Genomic DNA, 19,737 nt, shown 5'->3' on the forward strand with positions numbered 1-19,737 from the left:
CCAGCGGCCCCGGACAGTCAACGGCCAATCGACGAAAGCGCTTGATCGAGGTCCGCGATCAGGTCTTCGGGGTCTTCGAGGCCGACGTTGATACGCAGCATATCCTCGGTAATGCCGACTTCCAGCCGGGCTTCCTCCGCCATCCCAAAATGGGTGGTGGAGGCCGGATGCGTCATCAGGCTGCGCGAATCGCCGATGTTGTTGCTGATGTCGATAAGGCCGAGGCCGTTGAGCAGGCCGTGCGCCTCCGCCCGACCGCCGCCGACATAGAGCGAGAAGATCGGACCGGCCATTGCCATCTGCCGCATGGCAAGGTCGTGCTGCGGGTGGCTGGGGATGCCGGGATAGACGACGCGCGCGACGCGGCTTTCGAGGAAGTTGGCGACCAGAATCGCGTTCTCGCTCTGACGGCGGATGCGCAGGTCGAGCGTTTCCAGGCCTTTGAGTACAACCCAGGCGTTGAACGCGCTGAGCGTCGGGCCGGTGTTGCGGTGGAAGGGGAGCAGCGTGTTGACGATGAAATCCTCAGTGCCGCAGATCGCACCGGCGAGGACGCGGCCCTGCCCGTCCATCATCTTGGTCGCGCTATAGGCGACGACATCCGCGCCGAAATCCATCGGGCGTTGCAGCGCAGGCGTGGCGAAGGCGTTGTCGACGACCGAAACGATATCATGCGCCTTTGCCAGACCGCAGACAGCCGCGAGATCGACCACGTCCATCGTCGGGTTGGCGGGGGTTTCGAAGAAGAAGACCTTCGTATTAGGGCGGATGGCCGCTTCCCATGCGGAAAGATCGCGGGCGTCCACGGTGGTCGTCTCGATCCCGAATTTGGGGAGCAGCGTATCGGTGAGCCAGCGGCACGAACCGAACAACGCCTTGCCCGCGACGACATGATCGCCCGCCGAAAGCTGACACAGCAGCGCGGCAGTCATCGCCGCCATGCCGGTGGCAGTGGCGCGGCAGGCCTCTGCGCCTTCCAGCAGCGCGATCCGCTTTTCGAGCATTTCGACCGTGGGGTTCTGCAGGCGGCTGTAGGTCATGCCCTGCTGATCGCCTGCAAAACGCGCAGCCGCGTCTTCGGCCCGGTCGTAGCAATAGCCAGACGTCAGGAAGAGCGCTTCGGACGTTTCGCCATATTCGGAGCGCGCCGTCCCACCGCGCACGGCGAGAGTCGCGGGGCGCCAGTTGGCGGTGATGCTGGGGTCTTGCCCGGTCTTTCTCTTCATACGCTCTATGCCCTTGTCGCCGTCGCTGGACGTTGCATGTGCCAATACCGCGCATACGCAGAACCGCAAGCTGGATGCGCATGTATCGCGCGATCACGATGAAGGATAGAACCAGCCTGCGCCAATTGGCCCTATGATGGCAGAGGAAGCGTCGCGGGGCGCTTCAGGCCGCTTCGACCGTAGCCACAGCGAGCGGGTGGAGCGTCGTTTCCTCCCACTCCAGCCGTTCGTTCAGTTGCCGTTGCAGGCTAAGAACGGCAGTGCGATAGCCTGGCCAATCGCCCGCGATGCGGTCGGGCGTCCACACCTTGATATGCGCGTTATATTGCAGGAAAAGATCGCGTGTCCCGTCCGCATGGGCGCGCAACGTGTTTTCGACCTGCACCGATGTTGTCTTTAGGCGTACGGTGGCGACAAGTTCCTGCTTCCGTATCAGATACTGCCGAAAAAGCTGCGAAAAGGCGATACGGCGGCGGGATATGTCCGCCATATCGGGATTGGCAGCATTCATCGCGCGCGCAAATTCGCGGGTTAACCGCCGTAAATCGTCATGGTCTTGATTTAGTTGCATTTGGTACGCCCGCTGATGTGCTTTTTTTGCAAACCACGCCTACGATGCATCCGTTAACGAGCGGTTCTCGGATGTTACATTTCCGGTTCCGCGCGTTACATTTACAGCGCGGCGAGTACTGCATCCCCGATCTGCACCGTCGACATGCTGCCGCCCAGATCGGCACCGCGCGCGCCACCCGCCAACGCCTTGGCCACCGCCGCTTCGATCCGGTCCGCCTGGGCAGGCAGGTTCAACGAATAGCGCAGCATCATCGCGGCGGAGAGAATCGTGGCGAGCGGATTGGCCTTGTTCTGTCCCGCGATATCCGGCGCACTCCCGTGGATCGGTTCGTACAGACCCTTGCCATTGCTATCGAGCGAAGCGGACGCCAGCATCCCGATGGAGCCCACGCACATGCTCGCCTGATCGGACAGGATGTCACCGAAGAGATTGCCGGTGACGATGACGTCGAACTGGCCGGGATTGCGGACAAGCTGCATTGCGGCGTTGTCGACATACATGTGAGTCAGGGTAACGTCAGGATATTCGGCAGCGGTTTCGATCACCACGTCGCGCCACAGTTGCGAGGTTTCGAGGACGTTGGCCTTGTCCACCGAGCAGAGTTTGCCCCCCCCTCCGTTTTTGGCGCGCGCTTGGGCCGTGCGGAAGGCGACATGCGCGATGCGGCGGACTTCGCTTTCGCTGTAGCACATGACGTCATAGCCTTCGCGCTGACCGTCGGCGGTCTTGCGCATGCCCTTTTCGCCGAAATAGACGTCGCCGGTCAACTCGCGCACGATCATCAGGTCGATGGCAGCAGCGACTTCGGGACGGAGAGTGGAAGCGTCCGCCAGTTCGGGGAACATCTTGGCCGGGCGCAGATTGGCGAAGAGCGTGAGTTCCTTGCGGAGACCCAGGATCGCCTGTTCGGGACGGAGGTGGCGTTCGAGCGCGTCGCAATCCGGGTCGCCAACTGCGCCGAACAGAATCGCGTCCGCGCGGCGGGCGATGTCGAGCGTTTCGGCAGGGAGCGGATGGCCGACCGCTTTATAGGCTACGCCGCCGACAAGGGCTTCTTCATAGACAAGGCCGTCGATGGCCAGTGCGTCCAGCACGCGACGCGCCTGCGCGATGACTTCCGGCCCGATCCCGTCCCCCGGCAACAGCGCGATAAGCATAGTCAGTATCCCCAATAGACGGAAAATGTGGGCGACGCTTATGGGGATGGCTTCCGTTACGCAACCGCTCTTTTCAACCGATCCACCAGCCGCTCCCGCGCGGCCAGCACATCGCGGCGGCGGTCGGTGAGGATCGAGCGTTCGAGGAAGTGGCCGGTGAGGCGCAGGCCGTCGATAATGTCCGGCCACCCCGCCTGCCCGCCCGTCACAAGGAAGGACGGCAACGGGAGCAGCCGCGTTTCATAGCCGGTGGCAGCCGCCGTGCTGACGGCAGCCGCGCTTTTGGGGCTGACATAATGGAGATCCTCGCGCGATCCGGTGACGGCGCACTGGTCGAGATCGAGGCCGAAACCCAGCTCATTGAGCATCAGCAATTCATAACGCACCAGCGCCACCGCCCATCCGCGTGCCGCCGGTGCCGCCTCCACCGCCGCCAGCACCGCGTCGAGCGCCTGATGGAGAACGGGATAGCCATTCTCCTCCGGCAACGCAGCGGCGGTGAGCGCGCACGTCCAGTCGATGGCGGCGGCAGGCAATGGCTCGGCGAGGAGCGGCGCGCGGCTGTGGATCATCTCGACCGTCAGGCTGGCAAGCTGATCCTGCGTCCGCGCACGGAACTCGGCCTGCACGATGTTGCCGGGTTGCAGGATAGGCCGCACCTGCCGCGAACGCCCGCCCCGCACATAGCCGCTGACGAGGCCGTCGTTAGGCGTCATCGCCCGCACGATTGCGCCATGCTCGCCATGATGGCGCACGGCGCAGATTATCGCGGGGGTGGTGAGGTGCGGCATTGTGGGTGAGGGTGTAGCGCAGTTGCGGGGTGCGGGTAATGGGGTGGGTATGGCCGGAGCGGTATTTCCGGCTTCATCCCGCCCGCGCCGGAGGCCCCAGCCTTCGCTGGGGCGACGACAAGGACTCAGGCCCCTACCAAAGCTTCCCCACCAGCATCGCCCAGAACGATTTCTCCTCGCCTGAACCCACTGGCTGCGGTGCGCCGTAGCCGCGGCATTCCAGGCAGGCGGCTTTCATGGCGCCGCCGGTTACCAGCCCCTGCGCATCGACCACCGCCTGCATCGCCCATTGGCGCTGGATCCATGCCTGCCGTCCCAGCAGGTCGGTCGGGATCGCGGCTTCTTCTGCGCCGTCGCTCAGCCAGCTTTCGATGAACTGCGCGAATTTGTCGGGGGCTTTTTCAATGTAATAGGGTTTGGCGGTGGCCGGGTCGAGCTTGGCGAGTTTCGCGGCGGCCGCGATGGCGTCTTCCAGCCCGCCGAACTGATCGACCAGGCCGATCTGCCGCGCGGTGCCGCCGTCCCAGACGCGGCCCTGCGCGATGCCGTCGATCTGCGCAGGCGTCCGCCCCCGCGCCTTGGCAACCAGCCCGATGAAGCGGGTGTAGACTTGTTCCACGCCGGCCTGCGCGATGGCATCGAATTGCGGGCTGACGCCGCCAGCCAGATCGGGTTCGCCCGATAGCGGGGTGGTCTTCGATCCGTCGGTGGTCACGCCGATCTTCGCCAGCGTTCCTTCGAAACTGGGCAGGATGCCGAACACGCCGATGGAGCCGGTGATTGTCCCCGGCTCGGCAAAGATGCGGTCGGCGGGGGTGGAGACCCAATAGCCGCCGCTGGCCGCGACATTGCCCATCGACACCACGACCGGCAGGCCGCGCCGCTTCGCCTCCATGATAGCGCCGCGAATTTTCTCCGACGCCAGCACCGACCCGCCGGGCGAATCGACGCGGATCACCAGTGCCTTGAGCGACTTTTCGGTGAGCGCCGTATACAGCAGATCGGACAGCGTATCGCCCGCCGCCGTGCCGGGACCGGCTTCGCCATCGACGATTTCGCCCGCGATGGTCAGCACGCCGATCTGGCCGTTATTGGCTGGCGTGTTCGCCTTCACATAGCGCGCATAGTCGATAGCCGCGAAGGTGCCCGGTTTCTTGTCGGTGCTTGGCCCGACCAATGCCGCGACGCGCGCGGCAAAAGCCGATTCCTCGCCCAATTTGTCGATCAGTCCGGCATTCACGGCGGCCTTGGGCAGATCGCCTCGCACGGCCTGTGCCGCTGCCAGCGGATCGGCGACATAAGCGGTGAGCTTTGCCTTGGGCCGTGCCCTGGCGACTTCATCCAGCCAGTTCTGCCACAGCGCACCGGCCAGCGCCTGATCCGCCTGCTTCGCTTCGGGCGACTGATCGGCGCGGATATAGGGTTCGACGAAGCTCTTGTAGGTGCCCACGCGATAGACATGCGTGGTCACGCCCAGCTTGTCGATCAGCCCTTTATAATAGAGCCGCGATCCGCCCGGTCCGGCCAGCACGACCTGACCGAAGGGATTGAGCCACACTTCGCTGGCATGGGCGGCGAGTTGATAGCCATCGGCGCTGTAGAGCGTGGCATACGCCAGCACCGGCTTTTTCACGGCGCGCACGTCATCGAGCGCCTTGCCGATGCGCGACAAAGCGACTTGCCCGCCGCCAAGGAACCCGTCGAGGTTCAGGACTACTGCCTTTACGTTGCCGTCGGTCTTTGCCGCGTCCAGCGCCGTGACGACATCGCGCAGGCGATATTCCTTCATCTGCGGCGCGCGGCCCGGCAGCGACGCCAGCGGATTGACGTCCTGCGGCTGCTCAACCACCACGCCTTCCAGATCGAGCACGAGCGCACCGCTTGACACGCTGGCGACCGGCGCTGGGGAATAAGACAGCGCGGTGTAGAGCAAGCCGAAGAACAGTAGCAGGAACAACAGCACCAGCGCGTCCTTGATGCCGACCAATATGCGCCATGCGCTGCGTACAAATGCCAAAGGGTGCTGCCTTCCGTTCCGAACCTGCTGCTCAACTAATGCTTTGCGATGGTCGCTTCAATGCCCGCGCATCATGCGACCTGCCTCGCCTACCCCCTCAAACCGTCACATTTTTCTTTTATGAGGTCTTGACCAGGAATAGCGCAGAACCATATCTGCGGCGCTGGCACTCTTCACCGGAGAGTGCTAACAAACAGAAGTTCACTGGGAGCGGGAGAGAGTCGGACCATCGATTGTGGAGCCAAGGGCATGACAATCATGTCCCGTTCGCATCGAGGCCGCTGTCGTTCGTTCCCTTCTCGAAGGGAAAGGCAAATTTATGGCATTCCGTCCGTTGCATGACCGCGTACTGGTCCGTCGCATCGAAGCCGAAGCGAAAACCGCTGGCGGCATCATCATCCCCGACACCGCCAAGGAAAAGCCGCAGGAAGGCGAAGTCGTCTCCGTCGGCACCGGCACCAAGGCCGAAGATGGCAAGGTTACGCCGCTCGACGTCAAGGCTGGCGACAAGATTCTGTTCGGCAAATGGTCGGGCACCGAAGTGAAGGTCGAAGGCGAAGACCTGATCATCATGAAGGAATCGGACATCCTCGGGATCGTTGGCTAACGCCTTGCTTCGTCATCCCAGCGAAAGCGGGGATTCCTCTTCTTGAGGGATGTACGAAGCAGAAAGAATTGAGATCCCAGCTTTCGCTGGGATGACAGTTGAACAATAGCAGAGGTAATTTCTCATGGCTGCAAAAGACGTAAAATTCTCCCGCGACGCGCGTGAGCGCATTCTGCGTGGTGTCGATATCCTGGCCGACGCGGTCAAGGTAACGCTGGGCCCCAAAGGCCGTAACGTCGTCATCGACAAGAGCTTCGGTGCGCCCCGCATCACCAAGGACGGCGTTACCGTCGCCAAGGAAATCGAACTGAAAGACAAGTTCGAGAACATGGGCGCGCAGATGGTCCGCGAAGTCGCTTCGAAGACCAACGACATCGCTGGCGACGGCACGACCACTGCGACCGTATTGGCGCAGGCAATCGTCCGTGAAGGCATGAAGTCGGTTGCTGCCGGCATCAACCCGATGGATCTGAAGCGCGGCATCGATCTGGCCGTTCTCAAGGTTGTCGAAGACCTCAAGGCACGTTCCAAGCCGGTTTCGGGTTCGTCCGAAGTCGCGCAGGTTGGCATCATTTCGGCAAATGGCGACACCATCGTCGGCGAAAAGATTGCCGAAGCCATGGAGCGCGTCGGCAAGGAAGGCGTCATCACCGTTGAAGAAGCCAAGGGCCTCGACTTCGAACTGGACGTCGTGGAAGGCATGCAGTTCGACCGCGGTTACCTGTCGCCTTACTTCATCACCAACCCGGAAAAGATGCTCGTCGAGCTTCAGGATCCTTACATCCTGATCCACGAAAAGAAGCTGTCGAACCTGCAGGCGATCCTTCCCATTCTGGAAGCAGTCGTTCAGTCGGGCCGTCCGCTCCTGATCATCGCCGAAGATATCGAAGGCGAAGCGCTGGCGACTCTGGTCGTCAACAAGCTGCGCGGTGGCCTGAAGGTTGCAGCAGTCAAGGCTCCTGGCTTTGGCGATCGTCGCAAGGCGATGCTGGAAGACATCGCGATCCTGACGAAGGGTGAGATGATTTCCGAAGACCTCGGCATCAAGCTCGAAAACGTCACGATCGGTATGCTCGGCACCGCCAAGCGCGTCACGATCGACAAGGACAACACCACCATCGTTGATGGCGCCGGCGATGCCGATGCGATCAAGGGCCGCGTGGAAGCCATCCGTGCGCAGATCGAGAACACGACCAGCGACTACGACAAGGAAAAGCTGCAGGAACGTCTTGCCAAGCTTGCTGGCGGCGTTGCCGTCATCAAGGTCGGCGGTTCGACCGAAGTGGAAGTGAAGGAACGCAAGGATCGCGTCGACGACGCTCTCCACGCTACCCGCGCTGCCGTTGAAGAAGGCATCGTTCCCGGCGGCGGTACGGCTCTGCTGTACGCAACCAAGGCTCTCGAAGGCCTCAAGGGCGCGAACGACGACCAGACCCGTGGTATCGACATCATCCGCAAGGCAATCACTGCACCTGTCAAGCAGATCGCCCAGAACGCAGGCGTCGATGGCGCCGTCGTTGCAGGCAACCTGCTGCGCGAAAATGACGAAACCCGTGGCTACAACGCTTCGACCGACGTCTATGAAAACCTCGTCGCTGCTGGCGTGATCGACCCGACCAAGGTCGTTCGTACCGCTCTGCAGGATGCGGCATCGGTTGCTGGCCTGCTGATCACCACCGAAGCGGCGATCAGCGACAGCCCGAGCGACGACAAGGCCGGTGGCGGCATGCCCGGTGGCATGGGCGGCATGGGTGGCATGGGCGGCATGGACTTCTAAGTCCTGCGTTCACGCACTACGAATTGGGGCCGGGAGAGCGATCTCCCGGCCCTTTTCTTGTGGGTGGGGGGGGGTGTAGTGGGTGAGGCGGCGTGCCTTACGGTCATCCGTCATCCTGAACTCGTTTCAGGATCCATTTATCCTCTTGGCGCGGCGCCTGGGGCCCGATGGATCCTGAAACAAGTTCAGGATGACGCGGATTTGAAGTTACCCTCCGCGTGCTCCTGCGAAAGCAGGAGCCTAGGGCGGCGAACGCAAACGGTCGTGCACAGCGCCCTGGATTCCTGCTTTCGCAGGAACACGGGAGAGCCCGACAATGGCCCGCCCCACCTCCAAAGGCTGACAATTCCTCCCGCAATCGTTACGCTCCCCGCTCGTTAGAACCGCACCGGAACCCCTGCTTGCCTCCCTCACCCGTTACCCATCCCCGCAACGACGCCATCGGCATTGCCCGCGTCCTCTGTATTCTCGGCGTCGTTTATGTGCATGCCTGGACCGGACGTACGGGGGAGGAACTGGCGCAATTGGTCGGGTCCGGGCAGGAAATGCTGCGCTGGACGCTGATGGAGGGGCTGGGCAAAAGCGCGGTTCCGTTGCTTGGCATGATATCGGGCTATCTGGTCGCCGGATCGCGCCGCGTGCTCGACTGGCGGCAGCATGTCGCCGGGAAGGCACGTACGATCCTGCTGCCAATGCTGCTTTGGAACGCCATTGCGATCCTGTGCGTATCGGGCGCGGCGGCGGCTGGCTGGATACTCGCGCCCACCCCGCACAGCCTCGGCTGGGTAGTCGAGGAAATGCTGGCCCTCACGCGCGCGCCGGACATCAATGTACAGATGCCGTTCCTGCGCGACCTGTTCATCTGCATGATCGTCGCGCCCTTGCTCGTACGCCTTCCGGTGCGCGGCATGGCGGTGCTGGCATTTGCCGTTGCGGCGCTGGCCATCGGGGGATGGCCGCAACCGATATTGCTGCGGCCGATCATCCTGTTCTTCTTCCTGTCGGGGATGATCGCGCGGCGTCTTTCGCTGGCCGAGCGGACTGCTGCGCTCCCGGCTCTGCTGGCGCTGCTGCCCTTTGCGATCCTCGTTCCGGTGAAGGTGGCATTATCGCTACCCCCCGCGCCTTTCCCGACAACTCAGCCGCATGCCATGGCGGCGCTGGATCTGGTAACGCGGATCGCGGCTGCACTGTTTTTCTGGCGGATGGCCAATGCGCTGGCGACTTCTAGGATGCGCGACGCATTGCTGGCGATAGAGCCTTATGCGTTCTTCCTCTTCTGCTGCCACCTGATCCTGATTTGGCTTGGTGGACCGTTCATCGGCCAGTGGACCGGGCCTGTGGGATCGCCGCTGTACCCCGCCTTCCTGATTCTCCATCCGCTGCTGGTGCTCGGCGCTTCGATTGTCGTGGCGCGGATCATCCTGCGCATATCGCCTGCTTTCGCCCGGGCATTGAGCGGAGGGCGTCTTGCGCCATTACCGAAATCCCCGCCAAAACGCAGCGAACGATTAGAGAAACCGCGCGTCGCGTAACATATTGTCGTTTCGATCAATTTTCGACGAAATGCATGGACAGCAGACGAACGACATCCCCAATATCGTCGCAAATCGACACGAGAGGGACGTCCATGAAAAAATCGATCAGGTTCGCAACCGCCACCGCGATGGTATTCGCGATGCAGTATCCGGCCTTTGCGCAGACCGCCAAGACAAGCACGACCACACCCGCATCGACGACCGCCAAGCCGCAACTTGGCACCTATGGCTTCGACACGGCGGGGATGGACCCAACGGTCAAGCCGGGCGATGAATTCTACGATCATGCCAATGGCGGCTGGGCACGCAGCCATCCGATCCCGGCGGATAAATCGAGCTTCGGCATGTTCACCGTCCTCGACGACCTTTCCAAGACACGCACCCGCGAAATTCTGGATGCGGCCAAGGGCGATCCGCAAAGCAAGGTCGGTGCAGCCTATGCCAGCTATCTGGACGCAGCGACGGTCGAGGCCAAAGGCCTGGCACCCATCACGCCGTGGCTGAACGACATCAAGGCTTTGAAGGATCGCAAGGGCTATGCCGCGCTGGTCGCCAAGGCCGCGCGTAACGGCGTAAAGGGTCCGTTCGCGCTCTATGTCGGTCAGGACGACAAGGCCCCCGACGCTTACATCGCGCAGATGACCCAGTCCGGCCTCGGCATGCCCGACCGCGATTATTATCTGACCGATAGCGAGAAGATGAAGGCGGATCGCGCCGCCTATGTCGCGCATCTTACCAAGATGCTGGAACTGGCGGGCGAGAACAATGCCGCTGCGCGCGCCACGGCGCTGATGGCGCTCGAAACTGACATCGCCAAAGTGCACTGGACGCGCGTCGACAGCCGCGACGCGGACAAGACTTACAACAAGATGACGCTGACGGAGCTTGCCAAGGCCGCACCGGGTTTCGACTTTGCAGCGTTCCTCAAAGCCAATGGCATTGCTTCGACCGACCTGCTGATTGCTCAGCCCACCGCCTTTACCGGCACCGCCGCGATTCTGGCCAAGGCGCCTATCGACGTTCTGAAAGACGCGCTGCTGATCCGCAGCCTCGAAGCCTATGCCGACGTTCTGCCCGACGCGATCGGCGCACAGAATTTCGCGTTCTATGGCACCACCCTGTCCGGCACGCCGCAGCGCGAGGACCGCTGGAAGCGGGGCATCAACTTCATGAAAGCCAATCTGGGCGAGGAAGTCGGCAAGGTCTACGTCGCCAAATATTTCCCGCCGGAAACGAAGGCCGCCGCCGACGCGCTTGTGAAGAATGTGCTGCTCGCATGGGGTCGCCGCATCGACGGCTTGTCCTGGATGAGTGCGGAGGCCAAGGCGCGCGCGCACAAGAAGCTCGCGGCCTTCACGCCCAAGATCGGCTATCCCGACCAGTGGCGCGATTATGCCGGGCTGGAGATCAAGGCTGACGACCTGTTCGGCAATGCGCTGCGCGCCAAGCAATTCGACTTTGCCTATAGCGTAGGCAAGCTGGGCAAGCCCATCTACCGCTGGGAATGGGGCATGACGCCGATGGAAATCAACGCCTATGCCAATTTCGGCATGGTGGAGATCGTCTTCCCCGCTGCCATCCTGCAGCCGCCCTTCTTCGATCCCAATGCCGATCCGGCGGTCAACTATGGCGGCATCGGTGCCGTGATCGGCCATGAACTGAGCCATCATTTCGACGATCAGGGATCGAAATATGACGAAACCGGCAAGCTGGTGCAGTGGTGGACCGATCAGGATGTCGCCAATTTCAAGGCGCTGACCGGCAAGCTGATCACGCAATATGACGCCTATGAGCCGTTTCCGGGCGAGCATGTGAAAGGCGCGCTGACGCTGGGCGAGAATATCGGCGATCTGGGCGGTCTGGCCGTCGCGCTGGACGCTTATCATGCGTCACTGGGTGGTAAGCCTGCGCCGGTGATTGACGGCACGACCGGCGATCAGCGCTTTTTCCTGGGCTGGGCGCAGGTGTGGCGGCGTAATGATCGCGAGGCGCGGCTGCGTCAGTTGCTGGTCATCGACCCGCACTCGCCATCACGCTATCGCACCGACATCGTGCGCAATTTCGATGCGTGGTACGATGCGTTCAAGCCCGCCGCCGATGGCAAGCTGGTGCTGAAGCCTGAGGACCGCGTGAAGATCTGGTAAGGCGCTTACGCCGCTTCCAGAGCGCCGATCCGTTCCGCGGCCTCCATCGCAATCGCGATGGAGCGCTGGCGGGCGGCGGGATCGAACATTGCGCCACTGACCATCACTTCGTCGACGCCGGTACGCTTGACGAAGGCAGCAAGGTCGCGCGCGACATCGTCGCGGTCGCCAATGGCGGAGCAGGACAGGACGTTGTTCAACATCCCCTGCGCCTGCGGGGGGAGGTTTTCGCGATAACCTGCAATCGGCGGCGGCATCTTGCCGGGGGTGCCCGTGCGCAGCGCGACGAAGCTCTGCATCATCGAGGTTGCCAGAAATGCCCCTTCCTCGCGCGTGTCAGCCGCGAAGATGTTGAAACCGGCCATGGCATAGGGGCGATCGAGCTGCGCCGAAGCGCGGAAATCGCGGCGATAAATGGCGAGAGCATCATCCAGCGCATCGGGCGCGAAATGCGAGGCGAAGGCGTAAGGCAAGCCAAGCGCAGCGGCCAGTTGCGCACCATAAAGGCTCGATCCCAAAATCCACAGCGGAATGTTAGCGCCTGCACCGGGCGTGGCGGTAAAGCCGAGACGGTCGTCGCCTGCGAAATAGGCCTGCAATTCCATGATATCGCGGGGAAACTGATCCGCGCCGCCTGCCAGTGTACGCCGCATCGCCTGCGCAACGCGCTGGTCCGATCCCGGCGCACGGCCCAGACCCAGATCGACACGGCCCGGATACAGCGCCTCCAGCGTGCCGAACTGCTCGGCAATCGCAAGCGGTGCATGGTTGGGCAGCATTATGCCGCCTGCGCCTATCCGGATCGTCGATGTCGCCGCGCCGATATGCGCCAGCACCACGGATGTCGCCGCCGATGCGATCCCGGCCATGCCGTGATGCTCCGCGGTCCAGTACCGTTGATAGCCCAAAGCCTCTGCGGTGCGGGCATAATCGGCGGCACTGGTCAGTGCGGTGGACACATCGCTCCCCTGCGTAACGGGAACGAGATCGAGAATGGATAAAATGGTCATGCCCTGAATATAGGGCATGATCCGTTGCATTTCACTACTTTATTTAGAAACTATCCTTCAAGCGTCGCGTCGAGCGTGATTTCCGCCTTGAACAGCTTCGACACCGGGCAATTCGCCTTGGCCTTTGCGGCCAGTTCCTGGAAGGTCGCGTCGTCGGTGCCGGGGATAGTGGCCTTTAACGTGAGCGCGATTGCAGTGATGCTGAAACCGCCATCGACCTGTTCCAGCGTCACGACCGCTTTGGTTTCCATCTTGTCGGCGGTCAGCCCGGCTTCGCCCAGGATCATCGACAGCGCCATAGTGAAACACCCGGCATGGGCCGCGCCGATCAGTTCTTCGGGATTAGTCCCGGCAACGCCCTCGAACCGCGCGGCAAAACCATAAGGATGCGCGTCGAGCGCGCCGCTCTGCGTCGAAATCGCGCCTTTGCCGTCCTTGAGGCCACCGCTCCATACAGCTGACCCGCTACGATTGATTTTCATGAGACTGTCTCCTTGGATGAACGATCGATAGACTATGCCTGCTTCATGACAGGCCAACGACGGTTGAACGAGCGGCAGTGCGGAAGGCTCCGACGGAAACAGCATTGCACATACGCGTAGACTGCGTAAGAATATGCCATCGGATTATCACTTTATTTCAGGGCTTTGCATGACCGTCATTCACTCCGCCTTCACCCTTTCGCTTGCCTTGCTCGCAGCATCGACACCCGCTTTCGCACAGAAAGAAAGCAACGCGAAAAGCGCGACCGAAGCAAAGGCAGCGAAGACCGCCGAGGATGTAGCCGCGAACTGGACGACGGCGCCCGTTATCGAAGCGAAGAAATCCCGCACCGGCAAGGTGACGGTCGGCGGACGCACCATCGGCTATACCGAAACCGCAGGCACGCTGACGCTACGCGACATGAACGGCAAGCCGACCGGCAGCATATTCTACACCGCCTACACCGCGCCCTCCACAAACGGAAAGCGCCGCCCGGTGACGTTCCTCTACAATGGCGGTCCCGGTTCCTCGACGCTTTGGCTGCGCATGGGATCGTTCGCGCCGATGCGCGTCCAGACCAATGAGCCGCAGGCCGTGGCCCCCGCTCCCTTCCCCGTCACCGCCAATGAAGATACGCTGATCGGGAGCACCGACATGGTGTTCCTGGATGCGATGGGTGCAGGCTATTCACGCCCATTGGGCGACACGCCCGCGTCGGACTTCTATGGTTTTGACAAGGATGTGGACGCCTTTGCCAAGGCGATCACCCGCTATGTCACCATCAACAAGCGGTGGGGTGATCCCAAATATATCTTCGGCGAAAGCTACGGCACGCCACGATCTGCGGCGCTGGCGTACAAGTTGGAGGATCAGGGCATGGCGCTGAACGGCGTCATCCTGCTGTCGTCGATCATGAATTACGGCGTACGGCAATCGGGGCTGGACGTCGATTTCATCGGCCTATTCCCCAGCTACGCCGCGACGGCATGGTATCACAACCGTATCGCCGACCGCCCCGCCGATGTCGCCACCATCGTCGAGCAGGCGCGCCAGTTCGCAAACGGCCCCTACAGCGCGGCACTTGCCAAGGGATCGGACATCACGCCTGCCGAAATGGACAGCGTGGCGCAGCAGATGAGCCGCCTGACCGGCCTGTCGCCCGACTTCATCAAGCGCGCCAATCTGCGCATCAGCCTCAGCCGTTTCCGCAAGGAACTGCTGCGCGACAATCGCACGACCATCGGGCGGCTCGATTCGCGCTATACCGGCATGGATGACGATGCGGCGGGGGACCGCCCCGAATATGACGCATCGAGCACGGGCATCACCGGCCTGTACGTCGGCAGCTTCCTCGAACGGCTGAGCGACATGGGCTATGACACCGACCTCACCTATCGCCTGAGCGCGCGCGACGGCGCGGACTGGAAGTGGGAGCTGTCGCACAAGGCACCCGACGGTTCGACGCAAAATGTCGTCGATTCCACGACCGATCTGTCCGCCGTGATGCGCACCAACCCGCACCTGCGCGTCATTGCGCTCAACGGATACTACGACATGGCGACGCCGTTCTTCGCGACGGAGCAGAGCCTGAAGCACATGATGCTGGAGCCTTCGCTGCAGAAGAATCTGCAGTTCAAATATTATGAATCGGGCCACATGATCTATCTGAACCCGCAATCGCTCCACCAGATGCGGCTCGATATGGAGCGTTATTACGCGGAAGGCGCGCGATAGGCGTTACGCAGCCTCGTCGTGAAACTGTAGCCGCGCGAGCTTCGCATACAGGCCGCCCTGCGCGTTGAGTGTAGCGTGGCTGCCCTGTTCGACGATCCGACCCTGATCCATCACCACGATGCGGTCAGCGGCGCGGATGGTGGCAAGGCGATGGGCGATGACGATGGTGGTGCGCCCGCGCATCAGCGTGTCGAGCGCGTCCTGCACCAGCCGTTCGGACTGCGCATCCAGCGCTGACGTCGCTTCGTCGAGCAACAGGATCGGCGCATCGCGCAGCAGCGCGCGGGCAATCGCCATGCGTTGCCGCTGGCCACCCGACAGGCGCGTGCCTGCTTCGCCCATGAAGCTGTCCAGCCCCTGCGGCAGAGCGCGCAGGAAATCCTCGGCATGGGCGGCGCGTGCCGCTTCCCACAGCCGGTCGTCAGGCGCGTCCCAATTGCCGTAGCGCAGATTGTCGCGCGCGGATGCGGCGAAGATCACGCTTTCCTGCGGCACCAGCGCCATCATCGCGCGGATGTCCGACGGATCGGCATCGCGCAGATCGACGTCGTTCAGGCGGATCGTGCCACCCTGCGGATCGTAGAAGCGCTGCGCCAACTGGATCAGCGTCGATTTGCCGGCCCCCGACGGACCGACGACTGCCACTGTTTCGCCCGGTTCGACGGTCAGCGTGAAGTCGTCCAGCGCCTTGGCATCGGGTCGGGTCGGATAGAGGAATGTCACATGATCGAACGCCAGCTTTGCCCGTTCGATCCGCGGAACAGCGACGGGCTGGGCAGGCGGCGCGATGTCCGGCACTGCAGTCATCAACTCGTTCAGTCGCTCAGCCGCACCCGCACCGCGCAACAGGTCGCCCCATGTCTCGGTCAGCGATCCGAATGCACCCGCCACGAGTCCACTAGTCAGCACGAACGCGGCAATGGCACCGCCCGACAGCTTGCCGCTCGCCACGTCGATGGCGCCCTGCCACATGATCATCGTGACCGCGCCGAAGATCAGGCAGATCACAACGCCGGTCATGATCGCGCGCAGGCGGATACGGCGGCGCGCAGTTTCGAATCCATATTCGACTGCGCCCTTGAACCGCGCCGCCTCGCGTTCTTCCTGCCCGAAGGACTGCACGATCCGCATCGCGCCGAGCACTTCGGACGTCATGCTGCCGACGTCGGCGAGGCGATCCTGACTGCTCCGCGACAGAACGCGCACTTTGCGGCCCATGAAGACGATGGGCAGAATGACGAGCGGTATGCCCAGCAACATCATACCCGCCAGCTTGGGCGCCAGCGCGATCATATAGCCGATGCCCAGAACGCCCGTGACGGCATTGCGCAAAGCGACAGAAACCGTCGTGCCCACAACCTGTTCGATCACGGCAGTGTCCGATGTCATGCGCGAGGCGATTTCGGACGGCCGATTTTCCTCGAAGAAACGCGGGGCCATCCGCAACAGGTTGCGCTGCACCGCGGCTCGGATGTCCGAAACCACGCGCTCACCAAGCCAGGAGACGAAATAATAGCGGCAAGCCGTGGCGATACCCAGCGATATGACAATCAGCAGCAGATACTGGAACCAGCGGCCGATATCGCCGCCCGACCCACCGCCGGAAAAGCCGCGATCGATGACCAGTTTGAACCCGCTGGGAATCGCCAGCGTAGCGGCCGATGCAAACAGCAGCGCCGTCAGTGCGCTGGCGATGCGGCCCGGATAATTCCGGGCGAAAAGCCACAACATGCCGAGGCTGGCGAGCTTTTTGCCGCGTGGCGCCTCCGCCTTGTCCACGATGTCGTTTTGCGTGTCGGGGGTCGTTGCCCCGCTGTTGTCCCTGCTCATGGAAAGTGACCTAGCAGCCCACGCAGGCCCCCTCAATCGCTATTGCTGGTGAAGGACGGTGACCGAGATATTCGTTTCGGTGTTGGCGCATATCGGCACATGCATGCAACGCAATCGATTTATTTACGTTGCAGTGCGATACGAAACAGGCTTTGATGTCAGATCGCTCCTGGAGCGATCCTAGAAGGAATGCAGGTTTATCATGCTTTACAGCGCCTATGAGTTTCAGCGCAACCTCCTCGCCGGGGCAAGCGCGTTTGCCAATGCCGGTGCGGAATTGCTGAACAATCCGGCCAATCCCTTTTCCTATTTTGGCGGCGGGCCGATGCTGGCCTCTGCGCTCGATGTGTTTGCGCACGCCTCTGCACCGCGCGGCAAGCCTGCGTTCGGCCTGCCCACCACCGAAATCAGTGGCAAGACCGTTGCGATCGCCGAAGTCATCGAGGCGCGCAAGCCTTTCGGTCAACTGCGCCATTTCACTCGTGACGGCGTGAAGGCCGGCGATCCCAAATTGCTGATCGTGGCACCGATGTCCGGCCATTTTGCCACGCTGCTGCGCGGCACGGTCGAGCGGATGCTGCCCGGTCATGACGTGTGGATCACCGACTGGCGCGACGCGCGCAACGTGCCGATGTCCGAGGGTACGTTCGATCTGGACGACTATGTCGATTATCTGGTCGGCTGGCTGGAGCATATCGGCCCGGGCGCGCATATGCTGGCGGTCTGTCAGCCGTCTGTGCCGAGCTATGCTGCCGCATGCCTGATGGCGGCGGACAAGCACCCTGCCCGCCCACGGACGCTGACAATGATGGGCGGACCGATCGACACGCGTGCAGCGCCTACGGCGGTCAATACGCTGGCCACCGAACGGCCCATCGGCTGGTTCGAACAGAATGTCGTGGCGACGGTGCCCTTCAACTATCCCGGCAACGGTCGCCGCGTCTATCCCGGCTTCATGCAGCTTGCCGGGTTCATGACGATGAATCTGGGCGATCACCTCGTCAGCCACTGGGAGATGTTCAAGCATCTGGTCGATGGTGACGATGACAGCGCCGACGCCACCAAGAAATTCTATGAGGAATATCGCTCCGTCTGCGACATGACGGCGGAATTCTACCTCCAGACCGTCAGCGAAGTGTTCCAGAAGCACAGCCTGCCCAAGGGCGAATTGATGCATCGGGGTCGACTGGTCGATCCCGCTGCGCTCAAGGATATAGGCATTCTGGCGATCGAAGGAGAGCGCGACGATATTTCGGGCCTGGGTCAGACCAAGGCGGCGCTGACCATCGCCACCAACCTGCCCGATAGTCACAAGAAATATTATATGGCCGAAAGCGTCGGCCACTATGGCATTTTCAACGGCAGCAAGTGGCGGACGAAGATCGCCCCCGTCGTCGAAGAGTGGATCGCCACGCACAACGGCTAAGTCCAAGACGGCTAAGACAGAAACATCATTCCGGGCGGCTGAACGCGCGTTCGCCGCCCGGAATTGCGATCAGCTCTCCTGCGGCTTTCGTGCCAGCAACGCGGCCAGCTCCAGCGCACGGCTGGGCGATATCGTCCCGGTCAGCGCCAGCGCCTGATCGCCTTCTTCCCAATAGGCAATGTTCTCATTCTCGCGCTTGGTGACCAGCGGCTTTCCCTCGGCAGGGGTTTCCGCCCGACCGGTCAGCAGCGTAACCGACTCGCCCTGGGGCGTCGTCAGCGACAGGGCCACGGCGGACGTGCCCTCGGTCGGGTAAAGCTGCACATCGCGCACTTTCCATCCGGCGGGCAGGATCGGCAGGCGCAGGCCAGTCGAGCGAGCGATCTCGCCGCTGTCCAGATGCGTGCTTTCCACTTGCGACACCATCGCCTGCCGCAACAGGCCCGTGCGGTGCGATGCAGCGGCTTCATCGATGAAACGTGTGTCCGCTGCGCGCGCGGGTTGAGGAAACTCGCCGAGCACGGCATGTCCGATCCAGCCAGTCGCAATCAGCGCAGCGATACCCGCCGCGCGCACCGCATGGCGCGTCGGTGTGCCCCGGTCATTGGCGGGTGCAGGCGGCACGCCCACGGCGCGCTTCACGCCGACCAGCGTTCCCTTCGTCCCGTCATGCAATAGGGAAAAATCGATATCCGGCCACCGCTTGCGCCAGCGCCGCGCCACCAGCCGCTCGCCGGGACGCGCGGCATCGTCCAGCAGGATCACGCCGCCGGGTGCCAGCCGCCGGAACAGGCTGTCCGCCGCACCGCGTACGAGCGGATGAATGCTCCAGGGCGGTCCGTCGATGATGATGAGGTCGATCCGCTCGGGCAGGCGATCCACGCTGTACCAGCGCCCCGGCCAGCCATCGACTTCGGCCTCCAGCGGGGCGTGACGAATATCGACCGACAAGCCATTGTCCTTCAGCCAGTTGCGCGTCCCTTCGACGAAACCGGCATGCTGATCGAAACTGATCAGCGTCCCCCCGCCATGCAGCGCCATCGCCTTGGCCGCGACCAGAGTCGATGCGCCAGCCCCCAGTTCCACTGTTACCGCCGGGCGCAACCGCGCGATGTTCATCACGATATGGCGCAGGAATCCCGTATCGGCTTTCCAGCTTCCCAGATGGGGCAGCGAATCGGGTGCAAGGCCCAGCGCGTTCATTAATGCCCGCTTATCTGCCTTGCTGCCGCCATGCAGGCTCCTCAGCAGCCACGGCCAGCCGATCGCTCCGAAGCTGAGCCGCCATATCCAGTCATTTGCCTTGCGCAAAAAAGGCTGCGCAGAATCGCCCTGAGCAAGGGGCAGCAAGCCGGTAAGCTCTCGTGATGTCACGGTTTGTTTATCCTGGGTTCGGGGGCTCGCTCGTCTCTGTACCGCGCAA

At 62.4% G+C, this 19,737-nt stretch carries 15 protein-coding genes; 6 read left to right on the forward strand and 9 right to left on the reverse strand.

The genetic code is table 11. The features are described 5' to 3' along the window. Window positions 1-17 precede the first annotated feature (17 nt). From metZ to sppA, 5 genes are all read right to left on the reverse strand, one after another. Window positions 18-1,226: an O-succinylhomoserine sulfhydrylase gene (metZ, locus tag QMG56_RS08505; protein WP_281822123.1), complete on the reverse strand. Its 1,209-nt coding sequence runs from the start codon at window positions 1,224-1,226 to the stop codon at window positions 18-20. Between the two features lie 163 nt (window positions 1,227-1,389). Further along, window positions 1,390-1,797 (reverse strand): hypothetical protein, encoded by a 408-nt coding sequence (locus tag QMG56_RS08510; protein ID WP_230186904.1) that lies wholly within the window; start codon window positions 1,795-1,797, stop codon window positions 1,390-1,392. Between the two features lie 101 nt (window positions 1,798-1,898). After that, window positions 1,899-2,957 carry a 3-isopropylmalate dehydrogenase gene (gene leuB / locus QMG56_RS08515; protein ID WP_281822124.1) on the reverse strand — a complete coding sequence of 353 codons (1,059 nt, stop codon included), beginning with the start codon at window positions 2,955-2,957 and terminating at the stop codon, window positions 1,899-1,901. 56 nt (window positions 2,958-3,013) lie between these two features. Further along, window positions 3,014-3,748 (reverse strand): DNA repair protein RecO, encoded by a 735-nt coding sequence (recO, locus tag QMG56_RS08520; protein WP_281822125.1) that lies wholly within the window; start codon window positions 3,746-3,748, stop codon window positions 3,014-3,016. Window positions 3,749-3,881: 133 nt separating this feature from the next. Then, window positions 3,882-5,765 carry a signal peptide peptidase SppA gene (gene sppA / locus QMG56_RS08525; RefSeq protein WP_281822126.1) on the reverse strand — a complete coding sequence of 628 codons (1,884 nt, stop codon included), beginning with the start codon at window positions 5,763-5,765 and terminating at the stop codon, window positions 3,882-3,884. 319 nt (window positions 5,766-6,084) lie between these two features. Between sppA and groES the strand changes: the two genes are divergently transcribed. The 4 genes from groES (at window position 6,085) to QMG56_RS08545 (ending at window position 11,831) form a co-directional block, all read left to right on the forward strand. Continuing rightward, the gene (groES, locus tag QMG56_RS08530) at window positions 6,085-6,372 is read left to right on the forward strand and encodes a co-chaperone GroES (protein WP_230186884.1); all 288 of its coding nucleotides are present in this window, start codon (window positions 6,085-6,087) and stop codon (window positions 6,370-6,372) included. A 124-nt stretch (window positions 6,373-6,496) separates the two neighbouring features. Next, window positions 6,497-8,149: a chaperonin GroEL gene (gene groL / locus QMG56_RS08535; protein ID WP_230186883.1), complete on the forward strand. Its 1,653-nt coding sequence runs from the start codon at window positions 6,497-6,499 to the stop codon at window positions 8,147-8,149. Window positions 8,150-8,550: 401 nt separating this feature from the next. Continuing rightward, on the forward strand, window positions 8,551-9,684 hold the full coding sequence (locus tag QMG56_RS08540) for an acyltransferase (RefSeq protein WP_281822127.1): 1,134 nt from the start codon (window positions 8,551-8,553) through the stop codon (window positions 9,682-9,684). A 131-nt stretch (window positions 9,685-9,815) separates the two neighbouring features. After that, window positions 9,816-11,831 carry a M13 family metallopeptidase gene (locus tag QMG56_RS08545; protein ID WP_375713668.1) on the forward strand — a complete coding sequence of 672 codons (2,016 nt, stop codon included), beginning with the start codon at window positions 9,816-9,818 and terminating at the stop codon, window positions 11,829-11,831. Between the two features lie 5 nt (window positions 11,832-11,836). Here QMG56_RS08545 and QMG56_RS08550 read toward each other — a convergent pair whose 3' ends face one another. Both QMG56_RS08550 and QMG56_RS08555 read right to left on the reverse strand, forming a co-directional pair. Beyond that, a complete protein-coding gene (locus QMG56_RS08550; protein ID WP_281822129.1) occupies window positions 11,837-12,841 on the reverse strand; it encodes an LLM class flavin-dependent oxidoreductase in 1,005 nt (334 codons plus the stop codon). A 50-nt stretch (window positions 12,842-12,891) separates the two neighbouring features. Continuing rightward, on the reverse strand, window positions 12,892-13,323 hold the full coding sequence (locus QMG56_RS08555; RefSeq protein WP_281822130.1) for an OsmC family protein: 432 nt from the start codon (window positions 13,321-13,323) through the stop codon (window positions 12,892-12,894). Between the two features lie 169 nt (window positions 13,324-13,492). On the opposite strand from QMG56_RS08555, the gene QMG56_RS08560 reads away from it, so the two are divergent. Further along, on the forward strand, window positions 13,493-15,058 hold the full coding sequence (locus QMG56_RS08560; RefSeq protein WP_281822132.1) for a S10 family peptidase: 1,566 nt from the start codon (window positions 13,493-13,495) through the stop codon (window positions 15,056-15,058). A gap of 3 nt (window positions 15,059-15,061) precedes the next feature. Here QMG56_RS08560 and QMG56_RS08565 read toward each other — a convergent pair whose 3' ends face one another. Continuing rightward, entirely contained in the window at window positions 15,062-16,888 is a 1,827-nt protein-coding gene (locus tag QMG56_RS08565) for an ABC transporter transmembrane domain-containing protein (RefSeq protein ID WP_281822133.1), read from the reverse strand. A 202-nt stretch (window positions 16,889-17,090) separates the two neighbouring features. On the opposite strand from QMG56_RS08565, the gene QMG56_RS08570 reads away from it, so the two are divergent. Then, the gene (locus tag QMG56_RS08570; RefSeq protein ID WP_281822134.1) at window positions 17,091-18,314 is read left to right on the forward strand and encodes a polyhydroxyalkanoate depolymerase; all 1,224 of its coding nucleotides are present in this window, start codon (window positions 17,091-17,093) and stop codon (window positions 18,312-18,314) included. Window positions 18,315-18,383: 69 nt separating this feature from the next. Here the strand turns inward: QMG56_RS08570 and QMG56_RS08575 are convergent, their stop codons facing one another. After that, window positions 18,384-19,688, reverse strand: coding sequence for a class I SAM-dependent methyltransferase (locus QMG56_RS08575; RefSeq protein WP_281822136.1), 1,305 nt, complete (start codon window positions 19,686-19,688; stop codon window positions 18,384-18,386). Window positions 19,689-19,737 lie beyond the last annotated feature (49 nt).

The organism is Sphingobium sp. BS19 (assembly GCF_027925545.1).
Lineage (GTDB): Bacteria > Pseudomonadota > Alphaproteobacteria > Sphingomonadales > Sphingomonadaceae > Sphingobium.

Coding starts and splice junctions, on each gene's coding strand:
- groL (WP_230186883.1), top strand. CDS start 6,497: ATGGCTGCAAAAGACGTAAAATTCTCCCGCGACGCGCGTGAGCGCATT.
- QMG56_RS08560 (WP_281822132.1), top strand. CDS start 13,493: ATGACCGTCATTCACTCCGCCTTCACCCTTTCGCTTGCCTTGCTCGCA.
- leuB (WP_281822124.1), bottom strand. CDS start 2,957: ATGCTTATCGCGCTGTTGCCGGGGGACGGGATCGGGCCGGAAGTCATC.
- QMG56_RS08565 (WP_281822133.1), bottom strand. CDS start 16,888: ATGAGCAGGGACAACAGCGGGGCAACGACCCCCGACACGCAAAACGAC.
- QMG56_RS08550 (WP_281822129.1), bottom strand. CDS start 12,841: ATGACCATTTTATCCATTCTCGATCTCGTTCCCGTTACGCAGGGGAGC.
- metZ (WP_281822123.1), bottom strand. CDS start 1,226: ATGAAGAGAAAGACCGGGCAAGACCCCAGCATCACCGCCAACTGGCGC.
- QMG56_RS08510 (WP_230186904.1), bottom strand. CDS start 1,797: ATGCAACTAAATCAAGACCATGACGATTTACGGCGGTTAACCCGCGAA.
- QMG56_RS08555 (WP_281822130.1), bottom strand. CDS start 13,323: ATGAAAATCAATCGTAGCGGGTCAGCTGTATGGAGCGGTGGCCTCAAG.
- QMG56_RS08545 (WP_375713668.1), top strand. CDS start 9,816: ATGGTATTCGCGATGCAGTATCCGGCCTTTGCGCAGACCGCCAAGACA.
- QMG56_RS08570 (WP_281822134.1), top strand. CDS start 17,091: ATGCTTTACAGCGCCTATGAGTTTCAGCGCAACCTCCTCGCCGGGGCA.
- groES (WP_230186884.1), top strand. CDS start 6,085: ATGGCATTCCGTCCGTTGCATGACCGCGTACTGGTCCGTCGCATCGAA.
- recO (WP_281822125.1), bottom strand. CDS start 3,748: ATGCCGCACCTCACCACCCCCGCGATAATCTGCGCCGTGCGCCATCAT.